The sequence below is a fragment of the Pseudomonas sp. IPO3747 genome, assembly GCF_013385245.1.
GTDB classification, from domain to species: Bacteria; Pseudomonadota; Gammaproteobacteria; order Pseudomonadales; family Pseudomonadaceae; genus Aquipseudomonas; species Aquipseudomonas edaphica.
This window is the reverse complement of the sequence record NZ_JACAQL010000010.1, coordinates 119,766-144,917: the sequence shown is the minus strand read 5'-3', so window position 1 is coordinate 144,917 and position 25,152 is coordinate 119,766. Positions and strand designations below refer to the sequence as shown.

Here is a 25,152-nt window from a genome sequence, read left to right as displayed (position 1 = left end):
ACCCGCTTATGGCGCTGAACTTTCCCTACGGTAAACACATGACTTTCGCCACACTTGGCCTGATCGAACCCTTGCTGCGCGCCCTTGAGACGCTTGGCTACCAGACCCCGACGCCGGTGCAGGCGCAAGCCATTCCGGCGGTGTTGGCCGGTCGCGACCTGATGGCCGCGGCCCAGACCGGCACCGGCAAAACCGCCGGTTTCGCCCTGCCGCTCCTGCAATTGCTGACCATGGAGGGGCCGAAAGTCGCCGCCAACTCGGCGCGTGCGCTGATCCTGTGCCCGACCCGCGAGCTGGCCGAGCAGGTTCACGCCAGCGTCGCCGAGTACGCGCAGCACCTGCCGCTGACCACTTACGCGGTGTACGGCGGCGTGAGCATCAACCCGCAGATGATGAAACTGCGCAAGGGCGTCGACATCCTGGTCGCCACGCCTGGCCGCCTGATCGACCTGTTCCGCCAGAACGCGCTGAAGCTCAACCAGCTGCAAACCCTGGTATTGGATGAAGCCGACCGCATGCTCGACCTGGGCTTCTCCGAAGAGCTGGCGAACATCTACCGCATGTTGCCAAAAAAGCGCCAGACCTTGCTGTTCTCCGCGACCTTCTCCGATGAAATCCGCCAACTGGCCGGGCAGATGCTCAATGACCCGCTGAGCATCGAAGTGAGCCCGCGCAACGTCGCCGCCAGCACCGTGAAGCAGTGGGTGGTGCCGGTGGACAAGAAGCGCAAGCCGGAGCTGTTTGTGCACCTGATGCGCAAAGGCCGCTGGAAGCAGGTGCTGGTATTCGCCAAGACCCGTAACGGCGTGGATGCGCTGGTGGACAAGTTGCAGGGCCTGGGCATCAATGCCGACGGTATCCATGGCGACAAACCCCAAGCCACCCGCCAACGCGCGCTGGACCGGTTCAAGTCCAGCGATGTGCAAATTCTGGTAGCCACCGACGTGGCAGCCCGTGGCCTGGACATTGAAGACTTGCCGCTGGTGGTCAACTTTGACCTGCCGATCGTGGCTGAAGACTACATCCACCGTATCGGCCGTACCGGCCGGGCGGGCAACATCGGTGAGGCGATTTCGCTGGTGTGTGCCGATGAAGTGAACATGCTGTCGGCCATCGAGATGCTCACGCGTCAGACCCTGACCCGCAAGATGGAGCCGGATTTCGAACCGGAGCATCGCGTGCCGGACACCGATGCCAGCGGGCAGGTGGTGAAGAAGCCGAAAAAGCCGAAGAAACCTAAGACTTCGGGCGGCGGTGGCGGCAAGCGCAATTTGGGTAAGTGGGTGGACAGTGGTGATGTGGCGCCGGCTGAGCCTTCGATCAAGCCGGTGCGTAAGGTGCCGGTGTTTAATACGGGGCCGCGTAAGAAGAAGTAAGCCTGTCAGGGCCTCATCGCAGGCAAGCCAGCTCCCACATTTGACGGTGTTCACCGCTCAAAATGTGGGAGCTGGCTTGCCTGCGATAGCGGACTTGAACTCAGCGCTTAAGCCACTCCAGCACACCACGCCCAGCCGCTCGCCCACTGGCAAAACACCCCGTCAGCAAATACCCGCCGGTCGGCGCTTCCCAATCCAGCATCTCCCCCGCACAGAACACGCCTGGCAATTGCTTGAGCATCAAGCGCTCATCCAAGGCTTCAAACGGCACGCCGCCTGCGGTGCTGATCGCCTCATCCATCGGTCGAGTCTTTACCAGTGTCAGTGGCAGCGCCTTGATATCCACCGCCAATTGCGCCGGATCATGGAAGTGCTCAGCTGGCGCCAGTTCACGCAACAGCGCCGCCTTTACGCCATCGAGCCCCAACTGACTGTGCAAATGCTTGCTCATCGATCGCGAACCACGCGGCTTGGCCAACGCGGCCTGCACCTTGTCCAGCGGCTTGCTCGGCAACAGGTCGATATGCACGGTAGCTGAGCCATTACGGTTGATGGCTTCGCGAATCGGCGCCGACAGCGCGTAGATCAAACTACCCTCGATGCCCATGGCGGTGACGACGCATTCGCCCAATCGAGGCTTGTCCTCCCCAAGGCCGATGGCGACGTTCTTCAGCGGCGCGCCCGCGAATTTGCTGACCATCAACTCGCTCCAGCCCGACACTTCGAAGCCGCAATTGCTCGGTTGCAGCGCGGCGTAGGGCACGCCTTTATCTTCCAGCAACTTGAGCCAGGCACCGTCGGAGCCCAGGCGCGACCAGCTGCCGCCGCCCAAGGCCAGCAACACCGCATTGCTGTGGACAGTTTTATCGCCGTCCGGGCTGTGGATAAGTAAACCGCCGTCGTCGGTCCAGCCCAGCCAGCGATGCCGGGTGTGGATAACCACGCCCTGGTCGCGCAGGCGCTTGAGCCAGGCGCGCAGCAGTGGGGCGGCTTTCATGTCGGTGGGGAATACGCGGCCGGAGGTGCCGACAAAGGTCTCGATGCCCAGGCCGTGAATCCACTCGCACAAAGCCTCTGCGCCAAACGCGCGCAACAACGGTGCCATGTGCGGCGCGCGTTCGGCGTAACGCGACAGGAACGCCGGGTACGCCTCGGAGTGGGTGATGTTCATGCCGCCCACGCCCGCCAGCAGGAACTTGCGCCCCACTGAAGGCATGCCGTCGTACACGTCTACCCGCACGCCCGCCTGGCTCAAGACTTCCGCGGCCATCAACCCGGCAGGGCCGCCGCCGATAATAGTGACGTGTTGGGAAGGGGTCTGGGGCATGGGCAGGGCTACGGTCGCTTGAATAGGCCGAGCATTCTACCCGACGACGGCGTAGCTGCCTGATCAAAAAACGTACACTTTCCTACACGCCATACGGCTGCTGGCTTTCAGACCCTTACGCTCAAGTTATCCACAGGCCGTTCCACAGGCATTGTGGGTAACGCCCACAACTCAATGACAACCTGATGACGCCCACACCCGTTGTGCGCTGTGGTGCAGGATGCCGTGGCGGCGGGCCAGGGCCGGGCGGTCTTTGCTGTAGCCGCCGCCGATCACGCCCATCACTGGAATGTCGCGGCCCAGGCAATGGCGCATCACGCTTTCATCGCGGGCGGCCACGCCTGCGTCTGTCAGTTTGAGGTAACCGAGGGCGTCGTCCTTGTGCACGTCCACCCCGGCGTCGTACAGCACCAGGTCGGGCTGGTACAGCGGCAACAGGTAGTTGAGCGCGTCGTCGACCACCTTGAGGTAGTCGGCATCGCCCATGCCCATGGGCAGCGGGATGTCCCAGTCGCTCTGGGCCTTGCGCGCCGGGAAGTTCTTTTCGCAGTGCAGCGACACGGTGATGGCGTCCGGTGTGTCATGGAGGATGCGCGCAGTGCCGTCGCCCTGATGCACGTCGCAGTCGAAGATCAGCACGCGGTTGACCCGCCCGCTGGCCAGCAGGTAATGGCTGATCACCGCCAGGTCATTGAAGATGCAAAAGCCCGCCGGGTAGTCGTAATGGGCGTGGTGCGTGCCGCCCGCCAGGTGGCAGGCCAGGCCGTGTTCCAGGGCTTTTTCTGCTGCGAGAATTGAGCCGCCAACTGCACGCACGGTGCGCCGCGCCAGGGCTTCGTTCCAGGGCAGGCCGAGGCGGCGTTGGTCTTCGCGGGACAGCTCACCGCTCATGTAGCGCTCGATATACCCAGGTTCATGGGCCAGGGCCAGAATCTCGGCGGGGCAGACCTCGGGTCGCAGCAAGTGGCTGTCCTGGGTCAGGCCGCTGCTCACCAGGTGGTCACGCAACAGGCGGAACTTGTCCATGGGGAACCGGTGGTCCGCCGGGAACTCAGGGCTGTAGTCATCGTGGTAGATCAATGGCAAAGGCATGGGATTTTCTGACGGGAACCTGCGACGGATCTTACCAGCGCTGTACACTCACGCACATGGCAAGGGAGGGGGACCCATGGAGCCGATACTGGAATTGGAAAGCGCACGGCTGGTGCTGCGCCAATGGCGTGACAGCGACCTGACGGAATTTGCACGCATGTGCGCCGACCCGCAGGTAATGCGCTATTTCCCGGCCAAGCTGAGCCACCTGGAAAGCGCCGCGCTGATCGGCCGTATTCGCGGGCATTTTGCCGAATATGGCTTTGGCCTTTGGGCCTTGCAGCGTAAGGATACCGGCGAGTTTATCGGCCTGACCGGGCTGCTAAACGTCAACTTCGAGGCCAACTTTACCCCAGCGGTAGAAATTGGCTGGCGCCTGGCCCACGAGCATTGGGGCCTGGGTTATGCCAGTGAAGCGGCGTGGACCGCGCTGCGCTGTGGTTTCGACCGGCTGCAGCTGGACGAAATCCTCGCCTTCACCACCGAATCCAATCTGCCATCACAAAAAGTCATGCAGGCCATCGGTATGCATTACGATCCGCAGGCAGATTTTGAACACCCCAAGGTCGCAGCCGATGACCCGCTGCGCCATCATGTGTTGTACCGCATCACCCGCGCCCAATGGTTGGACACGCTGCACGGATAAGCAGCCCGGAATGCCCTATTGATTGTAGGAGTTGCTCTATGAGCCAAGTATTGGAAGATCTGGTGGACTTGCTGACCCTGGAACCGATCGAGGAAAATCTCTTTCGCGGCCGCAGCCAGGACCTGGGCTTTCGCCAACTGTTCGGCGGCCAAGTGCTGGGCCAGTCGCTGTCGGCCGCCAGCCAGACCGTAGAAGAAGCGCGTCACGTGCATTCCCTGCATGGCTATTTCCTGCGCCCTGGCGATGCTGCACTGCCAGTGGTGTATTCGGTGGACCGCGTGCGCGATGGCGGCAGTTTCAGCACGCGCCGCGTCACGGCGATCCAGAAGGGCAACCCGATTTTCACCTGCACCACCTCGTTCCAGTATGACGAAGAAGGCTTCGAGCACCAGACCACCATGCCCGTGGTCGTCGGCCCGGAAAACCTGCCGTCGGAGCTGGAGCTGACCAAGCAACGCGCGCACCTGATTCCCGAGCACATGCGCGACAAGCTGCTGTGCCCCAAGCCGATCGAAGTGCGCCCGGTGACCGAAAAAGACCCGTTCAACCCGCAGCCGTCCGACCCGGTCAAGTACGTGTGGTTTCGTGCTGACGGCGCATTGGCCGATTCGCCGGCGCTGCATAAATACCTGCTGGCCTATGCTTCGGATTTCGGCTTGCTGACGACCTCGCTGCTGCCCCACGGCAAGACGGTTTGGCAGAAAGACATGCAGGTCGCCAGCCTTGACCATGCGCTGTGGTTCCACGCCGACCTGCGCGCCGATGACTGGCTTTTGTATGCAATGGACAGCCCGTGGGCCGGTAACTCACGGGGTTTCTCCCGTGGCAGCGTGTACAACCGCGCCGGGCAACTGGTGGCTTCGGTGACCCAGGAAGGGCTGATTCGCCATCGCAAGGATTGGGCATGAGCCTGTCGGACGTTAAGCACTGGGTTTTTGACATGGACGGCACCCTCACGGTGGCCGTGCATGATTTTGTGGCGATTCGCGTGGCGCTCGATATTCCACCTGAAGACGACATTCTCACGCACCTGGCGGCATTGCCTGCGGATGTGGCGGCGGCCAAGCATGCCTGGTTGCTTGAGCACGAGCGCGAGCTGGCTGTGGGGTCGGTTGCTGCTGTTGGCGCGGTGCAGCTGGTGCGCGAGCTGGCCGGGCGGGGCTATCGCCTGGGCATCCTGACGCGCAATGCGCGCGAGTTGGCGCATATCACCCTTGAAGCGATTGGCCTGGCGGACTGCTTCGCCGTCGAGGATGTGCTGGGGCGTGATGATGCGCCGCCCAAGCCGGATCCGGGTGGGTTGCTGAAACTGGCGACTGCCTGGAAGGTAGCGCCGAGCGCGATGGTGATGGTTGGGGATTACCGCTTTGATCTGGTTTGTGGCCGGGCGGCGGGGACCAGGACGGTATTGGTTAATCTGCCCGAGAACCCGTGGCCGGAACTGGCGGATTGGCATGCTGAGGATTGCGCGGCGTTGCGCCGAATGCTCTAACCCAGGCACCTTGGTCGGGCTTGTGTGGCAGTTGAGCTTGTGTGGGAGCTGGCTTGCCTGCGATAGCATCACCTCGCTATGCCTGTTAGACCGAGGTGTCTGCATCGCAGGCAAGCCAGCTCCCACACAAGCCAGCTCCCACATGTTTGATCCGGTTTTGTCAGTTACTTACCGAACAGCACCTTCTCACCCTCAGGCGACGTAAACATCTTATCGCCGTCGTGCCCAACCCCTGGCACTTCCACCAGCTTCTGCGTCAGTTGCGGATGGCGCTGCTTGAGGTAGTCGAAATAGTTGTGCCCGCGAATCAGGCGATACGCGCCCTGGGTTTCGGCTTCGCAGCTTTTATCCAGCGCCGGGTGGTTGGGGTCGGTGTCTTGCTGGCCCAGCAGGTAGGTGATGTTGCGTGATACGTAAACCTGCTCCAACTGCTGCGCGCTCTGGCCCTTGGCGTAATCCGGCAGATTTTGCATGCCGTACTTCCAGTCGTTGAAGCCTGGGCAACTGGCCACATCAAACTTCACCGGGCGTTGCGGGCTGAAGTAGGCGTAGGACGACGGGTTAGCCACCACATAACGCAGGCTGATGCCTTCGGTTTGCAACATCGGGTGGTCGTGGCCGGTGAGGGCGAAACGCTGTACCACCTGGCCGCCGCCGGAATGGCCGGCGACCACGATTTCTTTCAAGGCCGGGAACAGCTTGCGGTTGCCCAGGTGCTTGATGATCTGGTCGAGGGCGCCGTAGGAGCTGACCTGGCCTGGGCCGGTCGACGGGTCGCCGGCCATCCAGCCGTTGTGGTTCCAGCGCAGCACCTGATTGTCGAGGTGGTTGCGCTGGGTATCCAACTCATTCAAAAACTGCGGCGCGATCACCAGGGTATTGGCGGCAAGGCCTGCGTGCTGGGCGGCATCTTCGCCGCTTTGCAGGTAGGTCTGCGCATTGCGCAGGCGACCGTGCACGATGATCAATGCGCGAGTGACGTTGGGCAGCGGCTGGCGCCAGTCCTGGCTCAAGCCCAGGCTCAAGGCGCCGGCCTCCAGTTGGAAACGATCGGGGCTGACCACCTTGACGCCATGTTCTTTCTCGGCGGCCCAGGTGGTGGTGGAACACATCGCTAATGCGCTAAGCAGCAACCCCAATCGTTTATTCATTTAAAGACTCTTGGCTGTAAAGGTGTCGCATTGAGAGATCTGGCCCTCTGCGAAGCCGGTCTTGAACCAGCGAACCCGCTGTGCCGAGGTGCCGTGGGTAAACGAGTCCGGCACTACGCGCCCTTGACCCTGTTGCTGCAAACGGTCATCGCCGATGGCGTTGGCCGCATTCAGTGCGGCTTCAATATCGCCGGGCTCCAGCCAGTTCAGGCGTTTTTGCGCGCGGTTGGCCCACACGCCGGCGAAACAGTCGGCTTGCAGTTCCTGGCGTACCAGTAAACCGCCGTCACCTTGCATCTGCCGGCCTTGCTGGCGTGCGGCCTGGATCTTGGCCGAGATGCCCAGCAGCGTTTGCACGTGGTGCCCGACTTCGTGGGCGATCACATACGCCTGGGCGAACTCGCCCGAAGCCTTGAAGCGTTGCGACATCTCCCGGAAGAAATCCAGGTCCAGATACACTTGCTGGTCAGCCGGGCAATAGAACGGGCCGCTGGCCGAGGTGGCGCCACCGCAGGCGGAGTTGACCCGGCCACGGAACAGAATCAGTTTCGGGTTCTTGTAGGCCAACCCGTTTTCCTTGAACACCTGGCCCCAGGTGTCTTCCGTGTCGCCCAGCACGGCGCGCACGAAATCGGCCTGTTGATCATTGGCCGGCGGCGCCTGGCGCGCCTGCGTACTCGCCGGGGGCGCTTGCTCCATTTGGCCGCTTAGCTGGCCGAGGATCTGCATCGGGTCCTGGCCGGTCAGCCAGCCGATGCCGACGATCAGCACGATCGCCGTGAGGCTCAGGCCTTTGCCGCCGCCAAAGCGCATGCCGCCACCGCCGCCGCCACCACTGTCATCGCGGGCGTCCACCACGTTGTCGCTGCGTCGGCCTTTTTTCCATAGCATGGGTGCAGTCCTCTCGTTAAGCCTGCGCTCTTTATTTTAAGAGCAGTGTTGTTGGTGCAGGGGCATGGCGCCAGCCCGGCTGTCTGACAAGCAACGAGAGCTGCCTAGTATCGCTGCTGTCAGGCCGTGTCGGCAGGGGCGCCAGATGAAAGTTATGTCAGGTTTGCCGCCTCAGTCGCGGCAGTAGCCTTCGCCGGTGTCGACGATCAGGCAGTCTTTTTTATCTGCCAGCCATTTAAGGCCCGTGGCTTCACCGTCGCCGGCGCTCAACTGTTGCGGGCCGTCCGGGCGGGTGAAACTGATGCCGTCTTCATTGGCTTCGCCTTTGAAGGTGCCGGCGTCGTCGGCATCAAGGCCGTATTTCATGGTCAGCAGGTAGTGCCCACGGCCGATGCTGTCGTCCTTGGCAATGGTCAGGTTCAGGCCTTCGACGCCGATCCATTTGCCGACCCATTTATCGGTCGGTGGGTTTGCCGGCACCAGCGTGGCTTGCACGGAAGCGGGGGCGGGTTTTGGGGCTTCCTTGGGTTCCTTGTTGCACGCGGTGAGCAGGGCAAGGGCAGAAAGAACAAAGAGTGTTTTTTTCATAGCGACATGGCCTTGGTTGAAAAATGTGCAACACGACGGTGAACGTGCAGCGTTGGACTCGAAACCCGTGATTTAGTGCGCTGTTCGCACGGTGTTTGGTTATGCTCTTGGGGCAGACGCAAGCCCGGCTGCTAGATTACCGGGTTAAGTGCAAATGCGTTCAGCCCGCCATGCAAGAGAATTCAATGACTGTCAGCACACCGCTTTCCGGCGTCAACCATCCTTTCAAAGGCATCCTGCTGATTGTGCTGGCGACGTTTCTGTTCTCCAGCCACGACGCCTTGTCCAAATACCTGGCCGGGTTCTACCCGATTGTGATGGTGGTGTGGGCGCGCTACCTGGTGCACACCTTGCTGATGGCCGGGATTTTCCTGCCGCAATCCGGCTTGCGGGTGCTGCGCAGCAAGCGGCCGGGCATGCAGGTGGTGAGGGCGTTGTGCCTGCTGGGCACAAGTCTGTTTTTTACCGCGGCGCTGCATTACATCCCGTTGGCGGAAGCCACGGCGGTGAACTTCCTGGCGCCGATCCTGGTGACGGCGCTGTCGGTGCCCTTGCTCGGCGAGCACGTCACGCGTGGCCAATGGCTGGCGGTGATCTGCGGGTTTGTCGGTGTGCTGATCATCATCCACCCCGGTGGCGAGTTGTTCACGCCTGCGGTGTTGCTGCCGCTGTGTTCGGCGATGTTCTTCTGTTTCTACCAATTGCTCACGCGCATCCTCAGCCAATACGACACACCGACCACCAGCAACTTCTTCGCCGGGCTGTGCAATACCTTGGTGATGAGCGCGCTGGTGCCGTTCTTCTGGCAGGTCCCGACGCTGTGGCATGCCTGTTTGATGCTGGCGCTGGGCACTTGCGGCATGACCGCGCACTTGATGCTGACCCAGGCGTTCCGCTTCGCGGCGCCAGCCTTGCTGGCACCGTTTGGCTATTGCCAGATCGTGTTTGCGGGATTGTTGGGTTGGTTGGTGTTCAGCCATACCCCCGACGTGACCACGGTGGTCGGCATCGGGGTGATCTGCATGAGCGGGCTGGCCGCTGCCTGGCAGCAGCGGCGGCGGTGAGTTACACGTCGACTGTGGGAATCTTGCGCGGCGCCATGAAGTACATCCAGGTCAGCGCAATGAAATACATCGCCGGGATCAGGGTGAACAACACGGTGTAGTTGTTGTTGGTCACGGTAAGGATGTGCCCGACGATCTGGGTCATGAACATGCCGCCGATGGCCGCGCACATGCCGCCGAAACCGAACACCGTGCTCATCATGTGCTTGGGCGTGTAGTCCATCACCAGGCTCCAGATATTGGCAGTCCAGGCCTGATGCGCGCCGATCGCCAGGGAAATGGCGAACACTGCAACCCACAGCTGGCTGGAGCCGGCAGCCATGATCACGCCAACGATGCAGCAGGCAAACAGCAGCATCGACAACAGCCGCGCCTTGATCGCATTCATCCCGCGGCCGATCAGGAATGACGACAGGATCCCGCCACCCACACTGCCGAAGTCGGCGGTCAGGTAAATGATGATCAGCGGGATGCCCATCTGGGTCACGTTGATGCCCAGGTTGTATTGCTGGTTCAGGAACGGCGGCAGCCAATACAGGTAGAACCAGAACACCGGCGCGGTCATGGCGTAGGCGAGGGCGAAGGCCCAGGTGCCGCGCATGCGCAGGATGCGGCTGAACGGCACGCTCGGTTGCTCGGGTTCGGCTTCCTGTTGCACGTAGTCCAATTCGGATTGTTTGGCCGTCGGGTGGTCTTCCGGGTTGTAGTACTTCAACCCCCAGAACACCAGCCAGATCGCGCCGAGTGCCGACATGCACAGGAACGCCGCCTGCCAGCCCCACACGTGCAGGATCAGCGGCAGCAGCATTGGGGTCATCATCGCGCCGACGTTGGTGCCGGCGTTGAAGATGCCGGTGGCCACTGCGCGCTCACCGGCCGGGAACCACAAACGCGTGGTCTTGACGCACGCCGGGTAGTTGGCGGCTTCGGTCAGGCCGAGGATAAAGCGGCAGACCATAAAGCCCACCGCCGAGGTGGCCAGGCCGTGGGCGCCGGTGGCCAGGCTCCACAGCAGCACGGCGCAGAAGAACACGCGCTTCACGCCCACACGGTCAATCAGCCGGCCTTGCAGCACAAAACCGATGGCATAACCGACCTGGAACCAGAAGTTGATGTTGGCGTAGTCCATCGCCGTCCAGCTCATCTCTTTGGCCAGGATCGGTTGCATCACGCCCAGGGCGGCGCGGTCGATGTAGTTCAGGGTGGTGGCGAAGAACACCAGGGCCAGCATGCCCCAGCGCGTTTTACCCACGGCCATGGCGCCACGGATCTTGTCGCCGATGCCGGCGTGCGGGTTGCCCGGGCGCGCGGCCAGAGCGGAGTTTTGCGAAGGCATGAGGTCGTACCCGTTTTTGAAATTTTTATGGTGTGTTCTGGGTCTTGGTGCAGGTTCGATGGTGCGCAGTGGTTAAAAAGTCGTCAATTCGCCAACAGGGCATAGTGTTCGGTAATCGCACGAAAAACTAACCGGTTCGTACATTTTAATTGCTGGGTGTAGGCTAGGGGCCAATAATTTGCTGCAAATAAAAACTGCCGGGAGTCGCCCATGCAACGTTCCATTGCCACTGTTTCCTTGAGCGGCACCCTGCCGGAGAAGCTCGAAGCCATCGCCGCTGCCGGGTTCGACGGGGTTGAGATCTTCGAGAACGACCTGTTGTATTACGACGGCAGCCCGCGGGAAGTTAGGCAGATGTGCGCCGACCTGGGCATTGCCATCACCTTGTTCCAGCCGTTTCGCGACTTCGAAGGATGCCGCCGCGACCGCCTGGCGCGCAACCTGGAGCGCGCCGAACGCAAATTCGATTTGATGCAGGAGCTGGGCACCGACCTGGTGCTGGTGTGCAGCAATGCTTCGGCGGATTGCGTGGGCGATGAGCGCATTTTGCTCGATGACCTCAGCTTGCTGGCCGAGCACGCCGGTCGCCGTGGTTTGCGTATCGGCTATGAAGCGCTGGCCTGGGGCAAACATGTGAACACCTGGCAGCAGGTGTGGAACCTGGTGCGCCAGGTCGATCATCCAAGCCTGGGCGTTTTGCTCGACAGCTTCCACACGCTGTCGCTCAAGGGCGATCCTAGCGGTATCGCCGAGATCCCCGGCGACAAGATCTTCTTTGTGCAAATGGCCGACGCGCCGGTCCTGGCCATGGATGTGCTCGAGTGGAGCCGGCATTTCCGCTGTTTTCCGGGGCAGGGCGAATTTGACCTGGCAGGTTTTCTCGCGCCGATCATCAAAAGTGGCTACACCGGGCCGTTGTCCCTGGAGATTTTCAACGACGGTTTCCGCGCCGCACCCACCCGCGCGAATGCGGCGGATGGCTTGCGTTCGCTGCTGTACCTGGAAGAGAAAACCCGTGAACGCCTCAAGCAGGAGGCGCCGGCTCAGCCCGTCGAGATTCTGTTTGATACCCCGGCAGCCAGCGAATACAACGGCATCGAATTCCTCGAGTTTGCCGTGGATGAAAGCCTCGGCGCCAAGCTGACCCACTGGCTGGAGCGCCTGGGGTTCGTCAAGGCGGGTCAGCACCGTTCCAAGAGCGTGAGCCTGCTGCGTCAGGGTGATATCAACCTGATCCTCAACTGTGAACCCTATTCGTTTGCCCACAACTTTTTCGAAGCCCACGGCCCGTCGTTGTGCGCCACGGCGATTCGGGTCAAGGACAGCGCCAAGGCGCTGGAGCGGGCCGTGGCCTACAAAGGCCAGCCGTATCGCGGGCTGGTCGGGCCTAACGAGCTGGAGCTGGCGGCGGTGCGTGCGCCAGATGGCAGCCTGATTTATCTGGTCGACCCTGCCGAGGGTGCGCTGTACGACACCGACTTCAACTTGCAGGCGGCAACGGCGTCCAGCGGCGGTTTGCTGCGTATCGACCATATGGCCATGGCCTTGCCGGCCGACAGCCTCGACAGTTGGGTGCTGTTCTACAAGAGCCTGCTGGATTTCGAAGCCGATGACGAAGTGGTGCTGCCCGACCCTTATGGCCTGGTGAAAAGCCGAGCGTTGCGCAGCCGTTGCAGCTCGATCCGCTTGCCGCTGAATATTTCCGAGAACCGCAACACGGCAATTTCCCACGCGCTGTCGAGCTATCGTGGTTCGGGCGTGCACCACATTGCTTTTGACTGCGCGGATATTTTCGCAGAGGTCAGTCGCGCCAAAGCGGCCGGCGTGCCGTTACTGGATATCCCGCTCAACTACTACGACGACCTGGCCGCACGGTTTGATTTCGACGATGAGTTCCTCAGCGAACTGGCGTACTACAACGTGTTGTACGACCGTGACGCCCAGGGCGGTGAGTTGTTTCATGTGTACACCGAGGCTTTTGAGGGGCGGTTTTTCTTCGAGATTATCCAGCGCAAGAACGGTTACGCCGGGTATGGCGCGGCCAACGTGGCGGTGCGCCTGGCGGCGATGGCCAAATCGCGCAGCGGTGCGGCACGTCAGGCGCGTTTATAACGGCCGGGCCAGGTGCTTCCTTCGGGAAGCGCCTCGGCCCATAATCGCCGCCTGCACAACAAAAATGGCCGTGAGCGCACCATGACCCTGACCCCCGACCTCTCCGCCGTGCCAGACACACCGCGCAAGAGTCGCAAGAACAACCCGGAAAAGACCCGCGAAAACATCCTGCAGGAAGCCATCGTCGAGTTTGTTCAGCAGGGCCTGTCCGGCGCGCGCGTGGATGCGATCGCCGAGCGTATCCACACCTCCAAACGCATGATCTATTACTACTTCGGCAGCAAGGAACAGTTGTACGTCGAGGTGCTGGAAAAACTCTACGGCGATATCCGCAACACCGAAACGCGCATGAACCTCACGGCCCTGGAACCGCGTGAAGCGATCCGTCGGCTGGTGGAATTCACCTTTGATCACCACGACCAGAACGTGGATTTCGTGCGCATCGTCAGCATCGAAAATATCCACAACGCGGAATACGTGAAGCGCTCGGATTCGATCAAGGCGATGAACAGCAACATCCTCGAAGCGCTGGGCGCCACATTGCGGCGGGGTGCCGAGATGGGGGTGTTTCGCGAAGGGCTGGAGCCGCTGGATGTGCACCTGCTGATCAACTCATTCAGCTTTTACCGGGTGTCCAACCGCCATACGTTCAGTGAGATTTTTCAGATCGAGCTGTCCGATGAAGCGATTAAACAGCGGCATCGGGAGATGATTTGTGAGTCGGTGATGCGGTACTTGCAGGCTTGAATTCACCCGATTCCCAATCTGGAATGCAACCAGTGTGGGAGCTGGTTTGTTGTGGCGAGGGAGCTTGCTCCCGCTGACTGCGCAGCAGTCTCCGGCTTTTTTGGGGGCGCTTCGCACCCCAGCGCAAGCAAGCTTGCTCGCCACAACAAGCCAGCTCCCACATTTTTTGATTCAGTTTCGGCAGTCAGCTATTCATATTCTGAAAGTGCGCCAGCATTCGCTGCACATCCGGTGTTTGGCCACTGAACAACTCAAACGCCTTCACCGCCTGAAACACCGCCATATTGCCGCCGTCCAGCGTTCGGCAACCCAGGGCGCGGGCGTTGCGCAACAGTTCGGTTTCCAGCGGGAAATACACGATTTCCGCGACCCACAATTGGGCTCGCAACAGCGCAGGCGGTACCGGCGTGCCGGGCAGCTTGGCCATGCCCATGGGCGTGGTGTTCACCAAGCCATCCGCTTCGGCCATGGCGTTTTCCAGGTGGTTACCGACCTGGGCGCGACCGGCACCAAAACGCTGCGCAAGGTTATCCACCAGGTCGCGGGCGCGGGCCATGTCCACATCAAAAATACTCAAGTGCTGCACGCCTTCGGCCAACAAGGCATGGGCCACAGCTGCGCCCGCACCGCCGGCGCCCATCTGTACGACTCGCTCGCGCGCGACGTCATGCAAGTTGCGCCGGAAACCTTCGGCAAACCCCAGGCAATCCGTGTTGTGGCCAATGCGCTTGCCGTCCTTGAACACCACGGTGTTGACGGCGCCAATGCCTCGCGCCTCGTCAGACAATTCATCGAGCAACGCCAGCACTGCCTGCTTGCATGGGTAGGTAATGTTCAAGCCGGTAAAACGCATTAATTCAGCGGCGTCCAGCAGTTCGGGCAAGGCGTTGATGTTCAGTTGCAGCGCGTCCAGATCGATCAACTGATACAGGTAGCGCAAGCCTTGGGCGTCGCCTTCCTGTTCATGCAGGGCGGGCGTGCGGGAGGCTTGGATGCCGGCGCCGATCAGGCCGGCGAGGATGCGCGGTTTCATCGGGCGGATCCTTTGAGGGTGTGGCTGAAGTGTTCCAGCGCCAGGTGATAACCATGGCTGCCGAAGCCTGCGAGCACCGCCTTGGCAATGGGCGACACAAACGAGTGATGCCTGAACGCCTCGCGCGCATGCACGTTGGATAAATGCACTTCGATCACCGGCACTTCACTGGCCACCAGTGCGTCGCGAATCGCTACGGAGGTATGGGTCCAGGCCGCCGGGTTGATCACGATACCGGCGCAACGGGCGCGGGCGCCGTGGATCCAGTCGAGCAATTCGCCTTCGTGGTTGGTCTGGCGGAATTCGATTTTCAGCCCGAGTTTTTCCGCGCTGCGACCGCACAGTGCGGCGATGTCGGCCAGGGTTTCATGCCCGTAGGTAGCAGGCTCGCGGGTGCCGAGCAGGTTGAGGTTGGGGCCGTTGAGCACCAGCACGATGGGCGGCATAAAGGTCTCTCCACACTTATTATTGGTTGTGCGGATAAAATGTACTGGATGGTTAATTTGGTCAATTGAAGGCGGCTGATGTGTTCGATTATCGAACGCTTATTCTGAGGCATACCGGCACAGCATCAGATTAGATATCAATTGAAAATCAACCTCGACGCCGGAATGGGCGAGCGCACGGCATGCGTATTTGCTGGCGCGGATTCAGTTGAAGTATTACGCGGGGTTGCTGAGCGAGCAGGACTTGCGGGCGTTGGCAGGGTAGTCCCAAACCTCGGCATGAGTGGTTACAACCCCGCATTCGCGGGGTTGTTCGTCGTTACTAATCTGTGAAACAGCTTCGCAAGGATGGAGCCGGTTGTCGGGTGCCACGGAAAATTGTTACCTGACGAAAAATAACCTAACGGATGGGTTACGATGAAAGTAGGTGCTTACAAGGGATATGTGATTTCAGTGCTTCTGCGGGATGAACACTGCCCGCCCCACGTTCATGTCAGGGGCAAGGCATGGGATGCGCGTTTTCGTTTCAGCTTCCTGGATGGGGATGTGGAGTTGTGGGATGTAGAGCCGGATCGCAGGCGGCCGCCTACTGCGCTCCTGAAGGAATTACGCGAGGCGATCATGCAGCGTCACTACCTGGCGCGTGCACGCCGGACCTGGTGGGAGAAACTGCAAACGGTTTGCCTGGAGAACCATTCCTGGGATTGGGACGCTGGTGAATTGGTTCAAGGGTTGGTTATTCGACGTGGTGTCTATGTCATCGCAAGCGCCCGGCACGATGTCGTAGAGCAAAGAACAATTTTGAATCTGGTCAGAGCGCCAGATTGCGTGGGGATTAATTTATGAAAATCGTAAAAGCCAAAGTCCTACCCTATAAGCCGCTCACTGACGCCGATGTCGACAAGGCCATCGCCCGTGGGCGCAAGCTCAAACGTCTGTACGCCAATGCCAGCAATGTGCGCTATGAACACGAGTGCATTTCCATCGGTTTCAGCGACGGCAGCCGCGTCATGTTGCCTGTAGCCGGGTTGCCGGAGTTCGAAGGGTTTTCCCTGGAGGACTTTCAGCAACTGGAGGTCGGCTTTGGCGGCAAGGCGCTGTGCTGTGAGGCGCAGGATCTGGACGTTTCGATCACCGGGCTCATCGCCACCAGCCAGCCCTTGATGGACCTGGCGACAAGCCTGGTAGCGTCGCGCAACGGTCGCAAGAGCAGCGCCGCCAAAACCGCCGCCGCCCGAGCCAATGGCAAGAAGGGCGGTCGGCCACGCAAGGAGCCGTTGGATAACGGTGATTCAACAGATGCATGAAAACCCAGTGTGGGAGCTGGCTTGCCTGCGATAGCGGTGTATCAGTTGACCGATGCAGGGCAGGCCTACCGCCATCGCAGGCAAGCCAGCTCCCACAGTTTACCGCCGGGTCAATAACACCCCGGATTCCATATGGTGCGTCCATGGGAACTGGTCAAACATTGCACACTGGGTAATCCGGTGCGTGTCATGCAGTTGCGCAATGTTCGCCGCCAACGTCTCCGGGTTGCAGGAGATGTACAGGATGTTGTCGAAGCGACGGGTCAGTTCGCAGGTGTCCGGGTCCATGCCGGCGCGCGGTGGGTCGACGAAGACGCTACCGAATTCGTAGCTCTTCAGGTCGATGCCGTGCAGACGGCGAAACGGCCGAACCTCGTTGAGCGCCTCGGTGAGCTCTTCGGCAGACAGGCGCACCAGCGTGACGTTATCCACTGTATTTTCATCGAGGTTGCTTAAGGCAGCATTCACCGAGGTCTTGCTGATTTCGGTGGCCAGTACCTTACGCACGCGGGTCGCCAGTGGCAGGGTGAAGTTGCCGTTGCCGCAGTACAACTCCAGTAAATCATCCGGGCGATCGCCCAGGGCTTCATAGGCCCAGTTGAGCATCTTCTGGTTCACGGTGCCGTTGGGCTGGGTGAACGCGCCCTCGGGTTGACGGTAGCTGAAGGTGCGCCCGCCGACGTCGAGTTTTTCCACCACGTAGTCGTGGCCGATCACATCGCGCTTGCCCTTGGAACGGCCGATGATGCTGACATTCAAATCCGCCGCCAGCTTGTTCGCAGCCGTGTGCCAATGTTCGTCCAACGGGCGGTGATAGCACAGGGTAATCATCGCGTCGCCGGCCAGTGTGGTCAGGAACTCCACCTGGAACAGCTTGTGGCTGAGGGCCGCGCTGGCTTGCCAGGCGGCTTTGAGTTGCGGCATCAGCTGGTTGATGCGCTGGCTTGCGATGGGGAACTCTTCGATCAGGATCGGCGTGCGCTTGTCGTCCTGGGAGAACATTGCGTAGTGGCGCTCCCCGCCCTCGCGCCACAGGCGGAACTCCGCGCGCAGGCGAAAGTTCTGCAGCGGCGAATCGAAGACCTGCGGTTCGGGGGCGTCGAACGGTGCCAACAGGTCACGCAGACGCGTGACCTTGTCTTGCAGTTGAACGGTGTAGCTTGCGGCGTCAAAAGTCATGCGTTGAACCAGCCCAGCTTGATCACAAACAGAATCGACAGGATCACCAGTGCCGGGTTCAGCTCACGGTAGCGGCCCGAAAGCAGCTTGATGGCGGTCCAGGCGATGAAACCGAAGGCGATGCCGTTGGCAATGGAGTAAGTGAAAGGCATCGCCAGGGCGGTGACCACCACGGGCGCTGCAACGGTAATGTCATCCCAGTCGATTTCGGCCAGGCCCTGGGTCATCAGCACGGCCACGAACAGCAGCGCCGGCGCGGTGGCAAACGCTGGAACACTGGCGGCCAGTGGCGAGAAGAACAGCGCCAGCAGGAACAGGATGGCGACCACGATGGCGGTCAAACCGGTACGGCCACCGGCACTCACACCCGCAGCCGACTCGATGTAGCTGGTGGTGGTCGACGTACCCAGCAGCGAACCGGCCATGGCGGCGGTACTGTCGGCGATCAGTGCACGGCCCATTTTCGGCATGTGGCCGTCTTTGCCCATCAGGCCGGCGCGCTTGGCCACGCCGATCAGGGTGCCGGAGTTGTCGAACAGGTCAACGAACAAGAAGGCGAAGATCACGCTGACCAGGCCGATATCCAGCGCACCTTTGATATCCAGTTGCAGGAAGGTCGGGGCCAGGGACGGTGGCATCGATGTTACGCCGCCGAACGGGGTGAACCCCATCGCGATAGACACGATGGTCACCGCCAGGATGCCGATCAGCACCGCACCGCGCACCGCCAGGGCTTCCAGCGCCACGATCAGCGCGAAACCCAAGGTAGCGAGGATCGGCGCCGGTTGTTTCAGGTCGCCCAGGCCGACCATGGTGGCCGGGTTGCTGACCACGATGCCGGCGTTGTGCAGGGCGATCAGTGCCAGGAACAGGCCGATACCGGCGGCAATCGCCGAGCGCAGCGGCAGCGGGATGCTGTTGATGATCCACTCACGGATGCGGAAGATCGACAGCAGGAAGAACAACACCGCCGAAATGAATACCGCGCCCAACGCGACTTGCCAGGTGTGGCCCATGTGCAGGACCACGGTGTAGGTGAAGAAGGCGTTGAGGCCCATGCCCGGTGCCAGCGCGATCGGGTAGTTGGCGATCAGGCCCATCACGGTCGAACCGATGGCGGCGGCCAGGCAGGTGGCGACAAACACCGCGCCCTTGTCCATGCCGGTCTCGCCGAGGATGCTCGGGTTCACGAACAGAATGTAGGCCATGGCCAGAAAGGTCGTGATACCCGCGAGAATCTCGGTGCGCACGTTGGTGTTGTGTGCTTTGAGTTGAAACAGCTTTTCCAGCATGCCGGCTCCCTGTGACGCTATTTTGCGTCGTTATTTGTTGACCTCTAAGTCAAAGCACAAACTGCGCCAAGCGCCTGTGGTTTCAGAGAGGATCGGAAAAAGCGGCGCATGATACCAGCAGCCGACGCGATGTGGCGGATAGGCTGCGTATTCTCGAATCTGGCCTTGAGGCATACTGCGCCGACGTTAAATACAGGGTCGTTCTCAGCATGAAAAAAGCCAACGCCAGCAGTCTAGCTCTGTTCGCCGCAATCGGCCTGGGGCTTGTGGCACCGGTGTGGGGCGCGGCTGCACCGCCGTTGAGCGAGGTGCGGGTGTTCAAGGTCGAGTCGGCGCGTTGCACGGAAACCATCCCCACAGATGTGACGACCACCCAGATGTGTACTCATCGTGGGCCGACCAAGGTCTCGGTGATGGAGGTCGGCCTGGGCAAAAGCCCGATGGGGCGCTTCAATGGCGCCGAATTGAATGGGCAACGCACGCCGGTCTGTCAGGTGGGCAACATCAGCGAAGTCTGTAACGGCGCAGGCACTGTGATGGGCTACATCTATGTGTTTGACTTGAATGTCCAGGCCCAAGGCTGGTTTGAATTCAGCAATATCTCGATCAATGGCCCGCAAAACACGTTGAAGCTCTTGTTCAACATCCTCTGATCAATCCCCTTGAACGCTCACTACCTCGGGAAGTCGTAGCCCTTAGACGGCGACTTTCCTGAACGCCGCGGATGTGCACCAACCCGTGAGGTGTTTATGAGCGCGACCCCTAATGGCGCGACGACCAAACCGTTCGTCAGCCACCCGATACGCCTGACCCTGAATGGCCAAGACCGCCAGCTGCAGGTGTTGCCCTGGACCACCTTGCTGGACCTGCTGCGCGAACAGCTGGATCTGGTGGGTAGCAAAAAAGGCTGCGACCACGGCCAGTGCGGCGCCTGCACGGTGTTGCGCGATGGCAAACGCATCAACGCCTGCCTGACCCTGGCGGTGATGTGCGACGGTGCCGAGGTGACCACCATCGAAGGCCTGGCCGACGGCGACCAGTTGCACCCGATGCAGCAGGCTTTTATCCAGCGTGACGCGTTCCAGTGCGGCTACTGCACGCCGGGGCAGATTTGCTCCGCCGTCGGCCTGGCCAATGAAGGCCGCGCCCACAACACCGCGCAAATTCAGGAACTGATGAGCGGCAATCTGTGCCGCTGCGGGGCCTACAGCAATATTCGCGATGCCATTGAAGACGTTGTGCTGGGAGGTGACCAATGAGCCCCTTCCAGTACAGCAAGCCGGCCGATGTGCAGGAAGCCGTGCACCTGAGCAGCGCGACGTCGCGGTTTATCGCCGGCGGCACCAACCTGTTGGACCTGATGAAAGAAAACATCAGCCGCCCCGAACACCTGATCGACATCACCGGCTTGGCGCTGCATGGCGTAGAAGCGACTGCCGACGGCGGGGTGATGATCGGCGCGTTGGTCAGCAATGCCGACCTGGCCTGGCACCCGCTGATCGAGACACGCTACCCATTGCTGTCCCAGGCCATTCTGGCGGGCGCCTCGCCGCAACTGCGCAATATGGCCAGTACCGGCGGTAACTTGTTGCAACGTACCCGTTGCTACTATTTCTACGATGCCAGCGTGCCATGCAACAAGCGTGAACCTGGCAGCGGCTGCCCCGCGCGCACCGGGTTGAACCGCATTCATGCGATCCTCGGTGCCAGCGAACATTGTGTGGCTACCCATCCCTCGGACATGTGCGTCGCCCTCGCAGCGCTGCAGGCGCGGGTGCATGTAGAAGGGCGTGGCGGCGCGCGGGTGATCGAGTTTGCCGACTTTCATCGATTGCCCGGCGATACGCCTGAGCGCGACAACCTGCTGGCCGACGATGAGCTGATCACCGCCATCGAACTGCCGCCTGATCATCTCGCCAGCCATAGCCACTACCTGAAGATTCGTGACCGTGCGTCCTACGCCTTCGCGCTGGTCTCCGTTGCCGCCGCGCTGGAGCTTGCGGGCGACACCATCGTCGATGCGCGCCTGGCCCTTGGCGGTGTTGCCCACAAACCTTGGCGCGATCGCGCGGTGGAAGCCGCGCTGATCGGGCAAGCGGTCAGCCGCGAGACCTTCAGCCAGGCCGCTGACGCCTTGCTGCAAGACGCCGAACCCTTGGAACACAACAGTTTCAAAATCAAGCTGGCACGCCGCGCAATCATCCGTGCCCTGAGCGACGCCGCTGTCGCAGGAGAACGCCCATGACCGCCGTCGGCAAACCCCTGGACCGCGTTGACGGTCTGCTCAAGGTCACCGGCCAGGCGCGTTATGCCGGTGAGTTTCCAGGCAACGACCTGCTGCATGGCAGTGTCGTCTCAAGCACGATTGCCAAGGGCCGGGTAATCCGGATCGACGCGTCCAAAGCCCTGGCGCTGCCGGGCGTGGTCTGGGTGCTTGATCATCTGAACCGGCCCAAACTCGCCAGCTACGATGAGGCTTTCGCCGATGCCGATGCAGCCGACGGCTCGCCGTTTCGCCCGCTGTATAACGACCGCGTGCTTTATAACGGCCAACCCCTGGCCCTGGTGATCGCCGACAACCTTGAGCTGGCGCGACACGCTGCCTCGCTGGTCGAGATCGAATACGCGAGCGAGGCTTTTGCCACTGACCTCGCGGCCCTGCAGGAACAGGCGCACCCATCGCCGCAAACGCCGCCCAAGCCACGCGGTAACTTCCAGGCCGAGTGGGCTGCTGCCGCTGTCAGCCTGGATATGCACTACAGCACGCCCATCGAGCACCACAACCCGATGGAACCCCACGCCAGCACCGTGCTGTATCAGCCGGACGGCACCCTGCATATCCACGACAAGACCCAAGGCCCGCAGAACTGCCAGGCGTATGTGCAAAAAGTCTTCGGCCTGGATAAAAGCCAGGTAAGGATCTTCGCTGCGTTCGTCGGCGGTGCCTTTGGCTCGGGCCTGCGCCCGCAGTATCAACTGCCTCTGTCGGTGATGGCAGCGCTGGCGCTCAAGCGTTCGGTGCGCGTCACCCTGACCCGGCAACAGATGTTCACGTTCGGCTACCGCCCGCGCACCCTGCAGCGTTTGCAACTGGGCGCTGCTGCCAATGGCCGCCTGTTGGCGTTGGGCCACACAGCGATTGGCCAGACCTCGCGTTTCGAGGATTTCAGCGAACATGTGGTGGAGTGGAGCGGCATGCTCTACCACTGCGACAACGTGCAATTGACCTACAAACTGGTTCCCCTGGACGTGTCCACGCCGATGGACATGCGCGCGCCGGGCGCCGCGCTGGGCGTGATCGGCCTGGAATGTGCGATGGATGAACTGGCCTGCGCCCTGGGGATGGACCCTGTGCAACTGCGCCTGATCAACTACGCCGAGCGCAACCAGAACGAAGACAAACCCTGGTCGAGCAAAGCCCTGCGCGAGTGTTACCGCGAAGGTGCCGAGCGCTTCGGCTGGAGCCAGCGCAACCCCGAGCCGCGCAGCATGCGTGATGGCAACCAGTTGATCGGTTGGGGTATGGCCGGTGGTGTATGGGAGGCCCTGCAGATGAAGGCCAGCGCCAAGGCGCAGTTGGATGCCCAAGGCCAATTGACCGTCAGCAGCGCCACCACCGATATCGGCACGGGCACGTATACGGTAATGACGCAGATTGCCGCGCAAACCAGCGGTGTGGCGATGGCCGATGTGCGTTTTCTGCTGGGTGACTCGTCGTTACCCACGGCGCCGTTACAGGGCGGCTCGTTTACCGTGTCGTCCGTTGGCACTGCCGTGCAGCAGGCCTGCGAGGCGCTGAACGCCAAGCTGTTGGCGGTTGCCCGGCAGACTTACCCGGTGTTCAAAGAGGCTGAATCGGTGCGCTTTGAAGACGGCCAGTTGCACACCGGTGATGTGAGTGTGTCCTTGGCACAACTGGTCAAGGACAGTGGCGAAGAGGTGTTGGCCGTTCAGGTTGACAGCCAACCGGACAAAAAGCGCGAAGGCTATTCGACGGCGACCCATTCGGCGGTGTTTGTCGAAGTTCAGGTCGATGAAGACCTGGGCACGATCAAGGTGCGTCGAGTGGTCAGCGCCATCGCCGCCGGGCGGGTGGTCAACCCGAAGATGGCCCGCAGCCAGATCCTCGGCGGCGTGGTCTGGGGCATCGGCATGGCACTGCATGAAGAAACCCAGGTCGACCATCAACTGGGTCGCTACATGAACCACAGCCTGGCCGAGTACCACATCCCGGTGAATGCCGATATCGGCGACATAGAGGTGATTTTTGTCGACGAACACGACGAAATCGTCAACGCCCTGGGCTCCAAGGGTGTGGGCGAAATCGGTATTGTCGGGGTGGCGGCGGCGGTGGCGAATGCGATCTACCATGCCACTGGCAAGCGGGTGCGGGAGTTTCCTGTCACGCTGGATAAGGTGCTGTAACCCGGTCTTCGAACCACAGAAGATCAAAATGTGGGAGCTGGCTTGCCTGCGATAGCTATCTGTCAGCCAATCATATGTTGGCTGAGACACCGCCATCGCAGGCAAGCCAGCTCCCACATTGCCTGTTTTTCAACCGGCTTATAGCTTGGCTTCCTCCACCGGCACATGCATCCGATCGCGGTTGGCCAGGGTCGGAAACAGCTTTATCCACACCCCCGTCACCAACAGCGTACCAATCCCGCCCATGACCACGGCGGGCACGGTGCCGAACCAGTGGGCGGTAATCCCCGATTCAAATTCGCCCAGTTGATTGGATGCGCCAATAAACAGACCGTTGACCGCACTGACCCGCCCGCGCATTTCATCCGGAGTCTCCAGCTGCACGAACGAAGCGCGGATCACCATGCTGATCATGTCCGCCGCGCCCAGCACCACCAGTACCGCCAGGGAGAACCAGAACGACGTCGACAGGCCGAACGCAATGGTTGCCACGCCAAACACACCGACGGCGGTAAACATCACGCGCCCGACATGCCGGTCTACCGAGAACCTCGCCAGCCACAGCGACATCAACAATGCGCCCACCGCCGGCGCCGAACGCAACAGACCCAGGCCCCAGGCGCCGGTCAGCAGGATGTCCTTGGCGAACACCGGCAGCAACGCTGTGGCGCCGCCCAGCAGTACGGCAAACAGGTCCAGCGAAATGGCGCCGAGAATGTCCGGGCGGCTGCGAATAAAGCGGATCCCGGCCAGCAGCGAATCCATCGTGGCCTTGGCTTTATTGATCGGTGTCTGGCGCGCGGGCAGGTTGAGGGTCAGCCCGCAGGCGATCAGGTACAGCACCACGGTTGGGCCATACACCCACACGCTGCCAAACGCATAGAGCAAGCCGCCCAACGCTGGCGCGACGATGGTGGCCAGTTGCTGCGCCGATTGCGACGAGGCCACGGCACGCGGGAACAGCGCGCTCGGCACGATGCTCGGCAGCAGCGCCTGGGTGGTGGGCATCTCAAACGAGCGTGCGGCGCCGAGCAGGAACGCGAGGATAAAGATCATCTCGCGGGTCACATTGCCGGTCAGGCCGCCGATGGCCAGGGACAAGGCAATCAATGCCTGCACGGTCTGGCAGATGGCGGCGACTTTGCGCCGCTCATAGCGATCGGCCACGTGGCCTGTGTGCAACATGAACAGAACGCGCGGAATGAACTCCACCAGGCCTACCAGGCCCAGGTCCAGCACATTGCCAGTCAGTTGATAGAGGTTCCAGCCGATGGCCACGGTAAGCATCTGGAAACCGCTGGCGGTAAAGATCCGGGCTAGCCAGAACGCGATGAAAGGGCGGTGGTGGCGCAACAGCAATGCGGGTTCACTGGGCATCGGGAAGTCAGGTCTGAAGCAGAGGGTGCAGGCAGATTAGCATCAAGCTGTAACAAATAGTTGCAAGAACTGAGCTGAGACAACCTGTCACGCGTCAATGAACCACACGGCTTTCGTCCGAAAATGGGACTACTCTTTGAGCAATGCTTGATCCAGATCAAAACCGGCCCCGGGATTGATCTGGCGGCCGCAAGGCCAGGATCCCTACGTGATGGGTAAAAAAAGAAACGAATTGAAATTCGCCACACTCCATATCCGTGGGGGCAGTGGG

The 25,152-nt window shown here is 61.2% G+C and carries 24 protein-coding genes; 13 read left to right on the top strand and 11 right to left on the bottom strand.

Translation table 11 applies throughout. The annotated features are described in order from the left end of the window. Window positions 1-38: 38 nt before the first annotated feature. Window positions 39-1,376: a DEAD/DEAH box helicase gene (locus HX790_RS16515; RefSeq protein ID WP_176991805.1), complete on the top strand. Its 1,338-nt coding sequence runs from the start codon at window positions 39-41 to the stop codon at window positions 1,374-1,376. A gap of 100 nt (window positions 1,377-1,476) precedes the next feature. Here HX790_RS16515 and HX790_RS16510 read toward each other — a convergent pair whose 3' ends face one another. Both HX790_RS16510 and HX790_RS16505 read right to left on the bottom strand, forming a co-directional pair. Then, the gene (locus HX790_RS16510) at window positions 1,477-2,703 is read right to left on the bottom strand and encodes a TIGR03862 family flavoprotein (RefSeq protein ID WP_176991804.1); all 1,227 of its coding nucleotides are present in this window, start codon (window positions 2,701-2,703) and stop codon (window positions 1,477-1,479) included. A 171-nt stretch (window positions 2,704-2,874) separates the two neighbouring features. Continuing rightward, the gene (locus HX790_RS16505; RefSeq protein ID WP_099547605.1) at window positions 2,875-3,795 is read right to left on the bottom strand and encodes a histone deacetylase; all 921 of its coding nucleotides are present in this window, start codon (window positions 3,793-3,795) and stop codon (window positions 2,875-2,877) included. A gap of 76 nt (window positions 3,796-3,871) precedes the next feature. Here HX790_RS16505 and HX790_RS16500 point away from each other — a divergent pair, with 76 nt between their 5' ends. The 3 genes from HX790_RS16500 to HX790_RS16490 are packed head-to-tail and all read left to right on the top strand — an operon-like array spanning window position 3,872 to window position 5,933. Next, a complete protein-coding gene (locus HX790_RS16500) occupies window positions 3,872-4,441 on the top strand; it encodes a GNAT family N-acetyltransferase (protein WP_017139339.1) in 570 nt (189 codons plus the stop codon). 38 nt (window positions 4,442-4,479) lie between these two features. Then, a complete protein-coding gene (tesB, locus tag HX790_RS16495) occupies window positions 4,480-5,349 on the top strand; it encodes an acyl-CoA thioesterase II (RefSeq protein WP_017139338.1) in 870 nt (289 codons plus the stop codon). Then, complete coding sequence (locus HX790_RS16490; protein ID WP_017139337.1) at window positions 5,346-5,933, top strand: HAD family hydrolase; 588 nt, start codon at window positions 5,346-5,348, stop codon at window positions 5,931-5,933. The genes tesB and HX790_RS16490 overlap by 4 nt, the downstream gene beginning before the upstream one ends. A gap of 164 nt (window positions 5,934-6,097) precedes the next feature. On the opposite strand, the gene HX790_RS16485 is transcribed toward HX790_RS16490, so the two are convergent. The 3 genes from HX790_RS16485 to HX790_RS16475 all read right to left on the bottom strand — a co-directional run bounded on the left by HX790_RS16485 (window position 6,098) and on the right by HX790_RS16475 (window position 8,563). Continuing rightward, window positions 6,098-7,084 (bottom strand): alpha/beta hydrolase, encoded by a 987-nt coding sequence (locus tag HX790_RS16485; protein WP_176991803.1) that lies wholly within the window; start codon window positions 7,082-7,084, stop codon window positions 6,098-6,100. Beyond that, entirely contained in the window at window positions 7,085-7,975 is an 891-nt protein-coding gene (locus HX790_RS16480; protein WP_176991802.1) for a neutral zinc metallopeptidase, read from the bottom strand. It lies immediately after the preceding gene. 171 nt (window positions 7,976-8,146) lie between these two features. Further along, complete coding sequence (locus HX790_RS16475) at window positions 8,147-8,563, bottom strand: membrane lipoprotein lipid attachment site-containing protein (RefSeq protein ID WP_017139334.1); 417 nt, start codon at window positions 8,561-8,563, stop codon at window positions 8,147-8,149. 185 nt (window positions 8,564-8,748) lie between these two features. Here HX790_RS16475 and HX790_RS16470 point away from each other — a divergent pair, with 185 nt between their 5' ends. After that, the gene (locus HX790_RS16470) at window positions 8,749-9,627 is read left to right on the top strand and encodes a DMT family transporter (protein WP_017139333.1); all 879 of its coding nucleotides are present in this window, start codon (window positions 8,749-8,751) and stop codon (window positions 9,625-9,627) included. Between the two features lies 1 nt (window position 9,628). Here the strand turns inward: HX790_RS16470 and HX790_RS16465 are convergent, their stop codons facing one another. Continuing rightward, entirely contained in the window at window positions 9,629-10,963 is a 1,335-nt protein-coding gene (locus HX790_RS16465; protein WP_056862008.1) for an MFS transporter, read from the bottom strand. Window positions 10,964-11,173: 210 nt separating this feature from the next. Between HX790_RS16465 and quiC the strand changes: the two genes are divergently transcribed. Further along, window positions 11,174-13,075, top strand: coding sequence for a 3-dehydroshikimate dehydratase QuiC (quiC, locus tag HX790_RS16460; RefSeq protein ID WP_176991801.1), 1,902 nt, complete (start codon window positions 11,174-11,176; stop codon window positions 13,073-13,075). A gap of 81 nt (window positions 13,076-13,156) precedes the next feature. After that, on the top strand, window positions 13,157-13,822 hold the full coding sequence (locus HX790_RS16455) for a TetR/AcrR family transcriptional regulator (protein WP_026013861.1): 666 nt from the start codon (window positions 13,157-13,159) through the stop codon (window positions 13,820-13,822). Window positions 13,823-14,006: 184 nt separating this feature from the next. Here the strand turns inward: HX790_RS16455 and HX790_RS16450 are convergent, their stop codons facing one another. After that, a complete protein-coding gene (locus HX790_RS16450) occupies window positions 14,007-14,855 on the bottom strand; it encodes a shikimate dehydrogenase (protein ID WP_176991800.1) in 849 nt (282 codons plus the stop codon). Continuing rightward, window positions 14,852-15,301: a type II 3-dehydroquinate dehydratase gene (gene aroQ / locus HX790_RS16445; protein WP_176991799.1), complete on the bottom strand. Its 450-nt coding sequence runs from the start codon at window positions 15,299-15,301 to the stop codon at window positions 14,852-14,854. The genes HX790_RS16450 and aroQ overlap by 4 nt, the downstream gene beginning before the upstream one ends. 417 nt (window positions 15,302-15,718) lie before the next feature. On the opposite strand from aroQ, the gene HX790_RS16440 reads away from it, so the two are divergent. Beyond that, a complete protein-coding gene (locus HX790_RS16440; RefSeq protein WP_017139326.1) occupies window positions 15,719-16,147 on the top strand; it encodes a hypothetical protein in 429 nt (142 codons plus the stop codon). Further along, entirely contained in the window at window positions 16,144-16,608 is a 465-nt protein-coding gene (locus HX790_RS16435) for a DUF2442 domain-containing protein (protein WP_176991798.1), read from the top strand. Before HX790_RS16440 ends, HX790_RS16435 begins: the two co-directional genes overlap by 4 nt. A gap of 99 nt (window positions 16,609-16,707) precedes the next feature. On the opposite strand, the gene trmA is transcribed toward HX790_RS16435, so the two are convergent. Together trmA and HX790_RS16425 are read right to left on the bottom strand one after the other, a co-directional pair. After that, window positions 16,708-17,787, bottom strand: a complete 1,080-nt coding sequence (gene trmA, locus HX790_RS16430) for a tRNA (uridine(54)-C5)-methyltransferase TrmA (RefSeq protein WP_017139324.1) — start codon at window positions 17,785-17,787, stop codon at window positions 16,708-16,710. Next, entirely contained in the window at window positions 17,784-19,079 is a 1,296-nt protein-coding gene (locus tag HX790_RS16425) for an NCS2 family permease (protein WP_017139323.1), read from the bottom strand. Before HX790_RS16425 ends, trmA begins: the two co-directional genes overlap by 4 nt. A gap of 209 nt (window positions 19,080-19,288) precedes the next feature. On the opposite strand from HX790_RS16425, the gene HX790_RS16420 reads away from it, so the two are divergent. From HX790_RS16420 to HX790_RS16405, 4 genes are all read left to right on the top strand, one after another. Continuing rightward, a complete protein-coding gene (locus tag HX790_RS16420; RefSeq protein ID WP_017139322.1) occupies window positions 19,289-19,732 on the top strand; it encodes a DUF4879 domain-containing protein in 444 nt (147 codons plus the stop codon). Window positions 19,733-19,828: 96 nt separating this feature from the next. Beyond that, the gene (locus tag HX790_RS16415) at window positions 19,829-20,338 is read left to right on the top strand and encodes a (2Fe-2S)-binding protein (RefSeq protein ID WP_017139321.1); all 510 of its coding nucleotides are present in this window, start codon (window positions 19,829-19,831) and stop codon (window positions 20,336-20,338) included. Continuing rightward, window positions 20,335-21,324 carry a xanthine dehydrogenase family protein subunit M gene (locus HX790_RS16410; RefSeq protein WP_017139320.1) on the top strand — a complete coding sequence of 330 codons (990 nt, stop codon included), beginning with the start codon at window positions 20,335-20,337 and terminating at the stop codon, window positions 21,322-21,324. Before HX790_RS16415 ends, HX790_RS16410 begins: the two co-directional genes overlap by 4 nt. Beyond that, window positions 21,321-23,504 (top strand): xanthine dehydrogenase family protein molybdopterin-binding subunit, encoded by a 2,184-nt coding sequence (locus tag HX790_RS16405; RefSeq protein WP_170038096.1) that lies wholly within the window; start codon window positions 21,321-21,323, stop codon window positions 23,502-23,504. The genes HX790_RS16410 and HX790_RS16405 overlap by 4 nt, the downstream gene beginning before the upstream one ends. 138 nt (window positions 23,505-23,642) lie before the next feature. Here HX790_RS16405 and HX790_RS16400 read toward each other — a convergent pair whose 3' ends face one another. Beyond that, window positions 23,643-24,881, bottom strand: coding sequence for an MFS transporter (locus HX790_RS16400; protein WP_170038098.1), 1,239 nt, complete (start codon window positions 24,879-24,881; stop codon window positions 23,643-23,645). Window positions 24,882-25,152 lie beyond the last annotated feature (271 nt).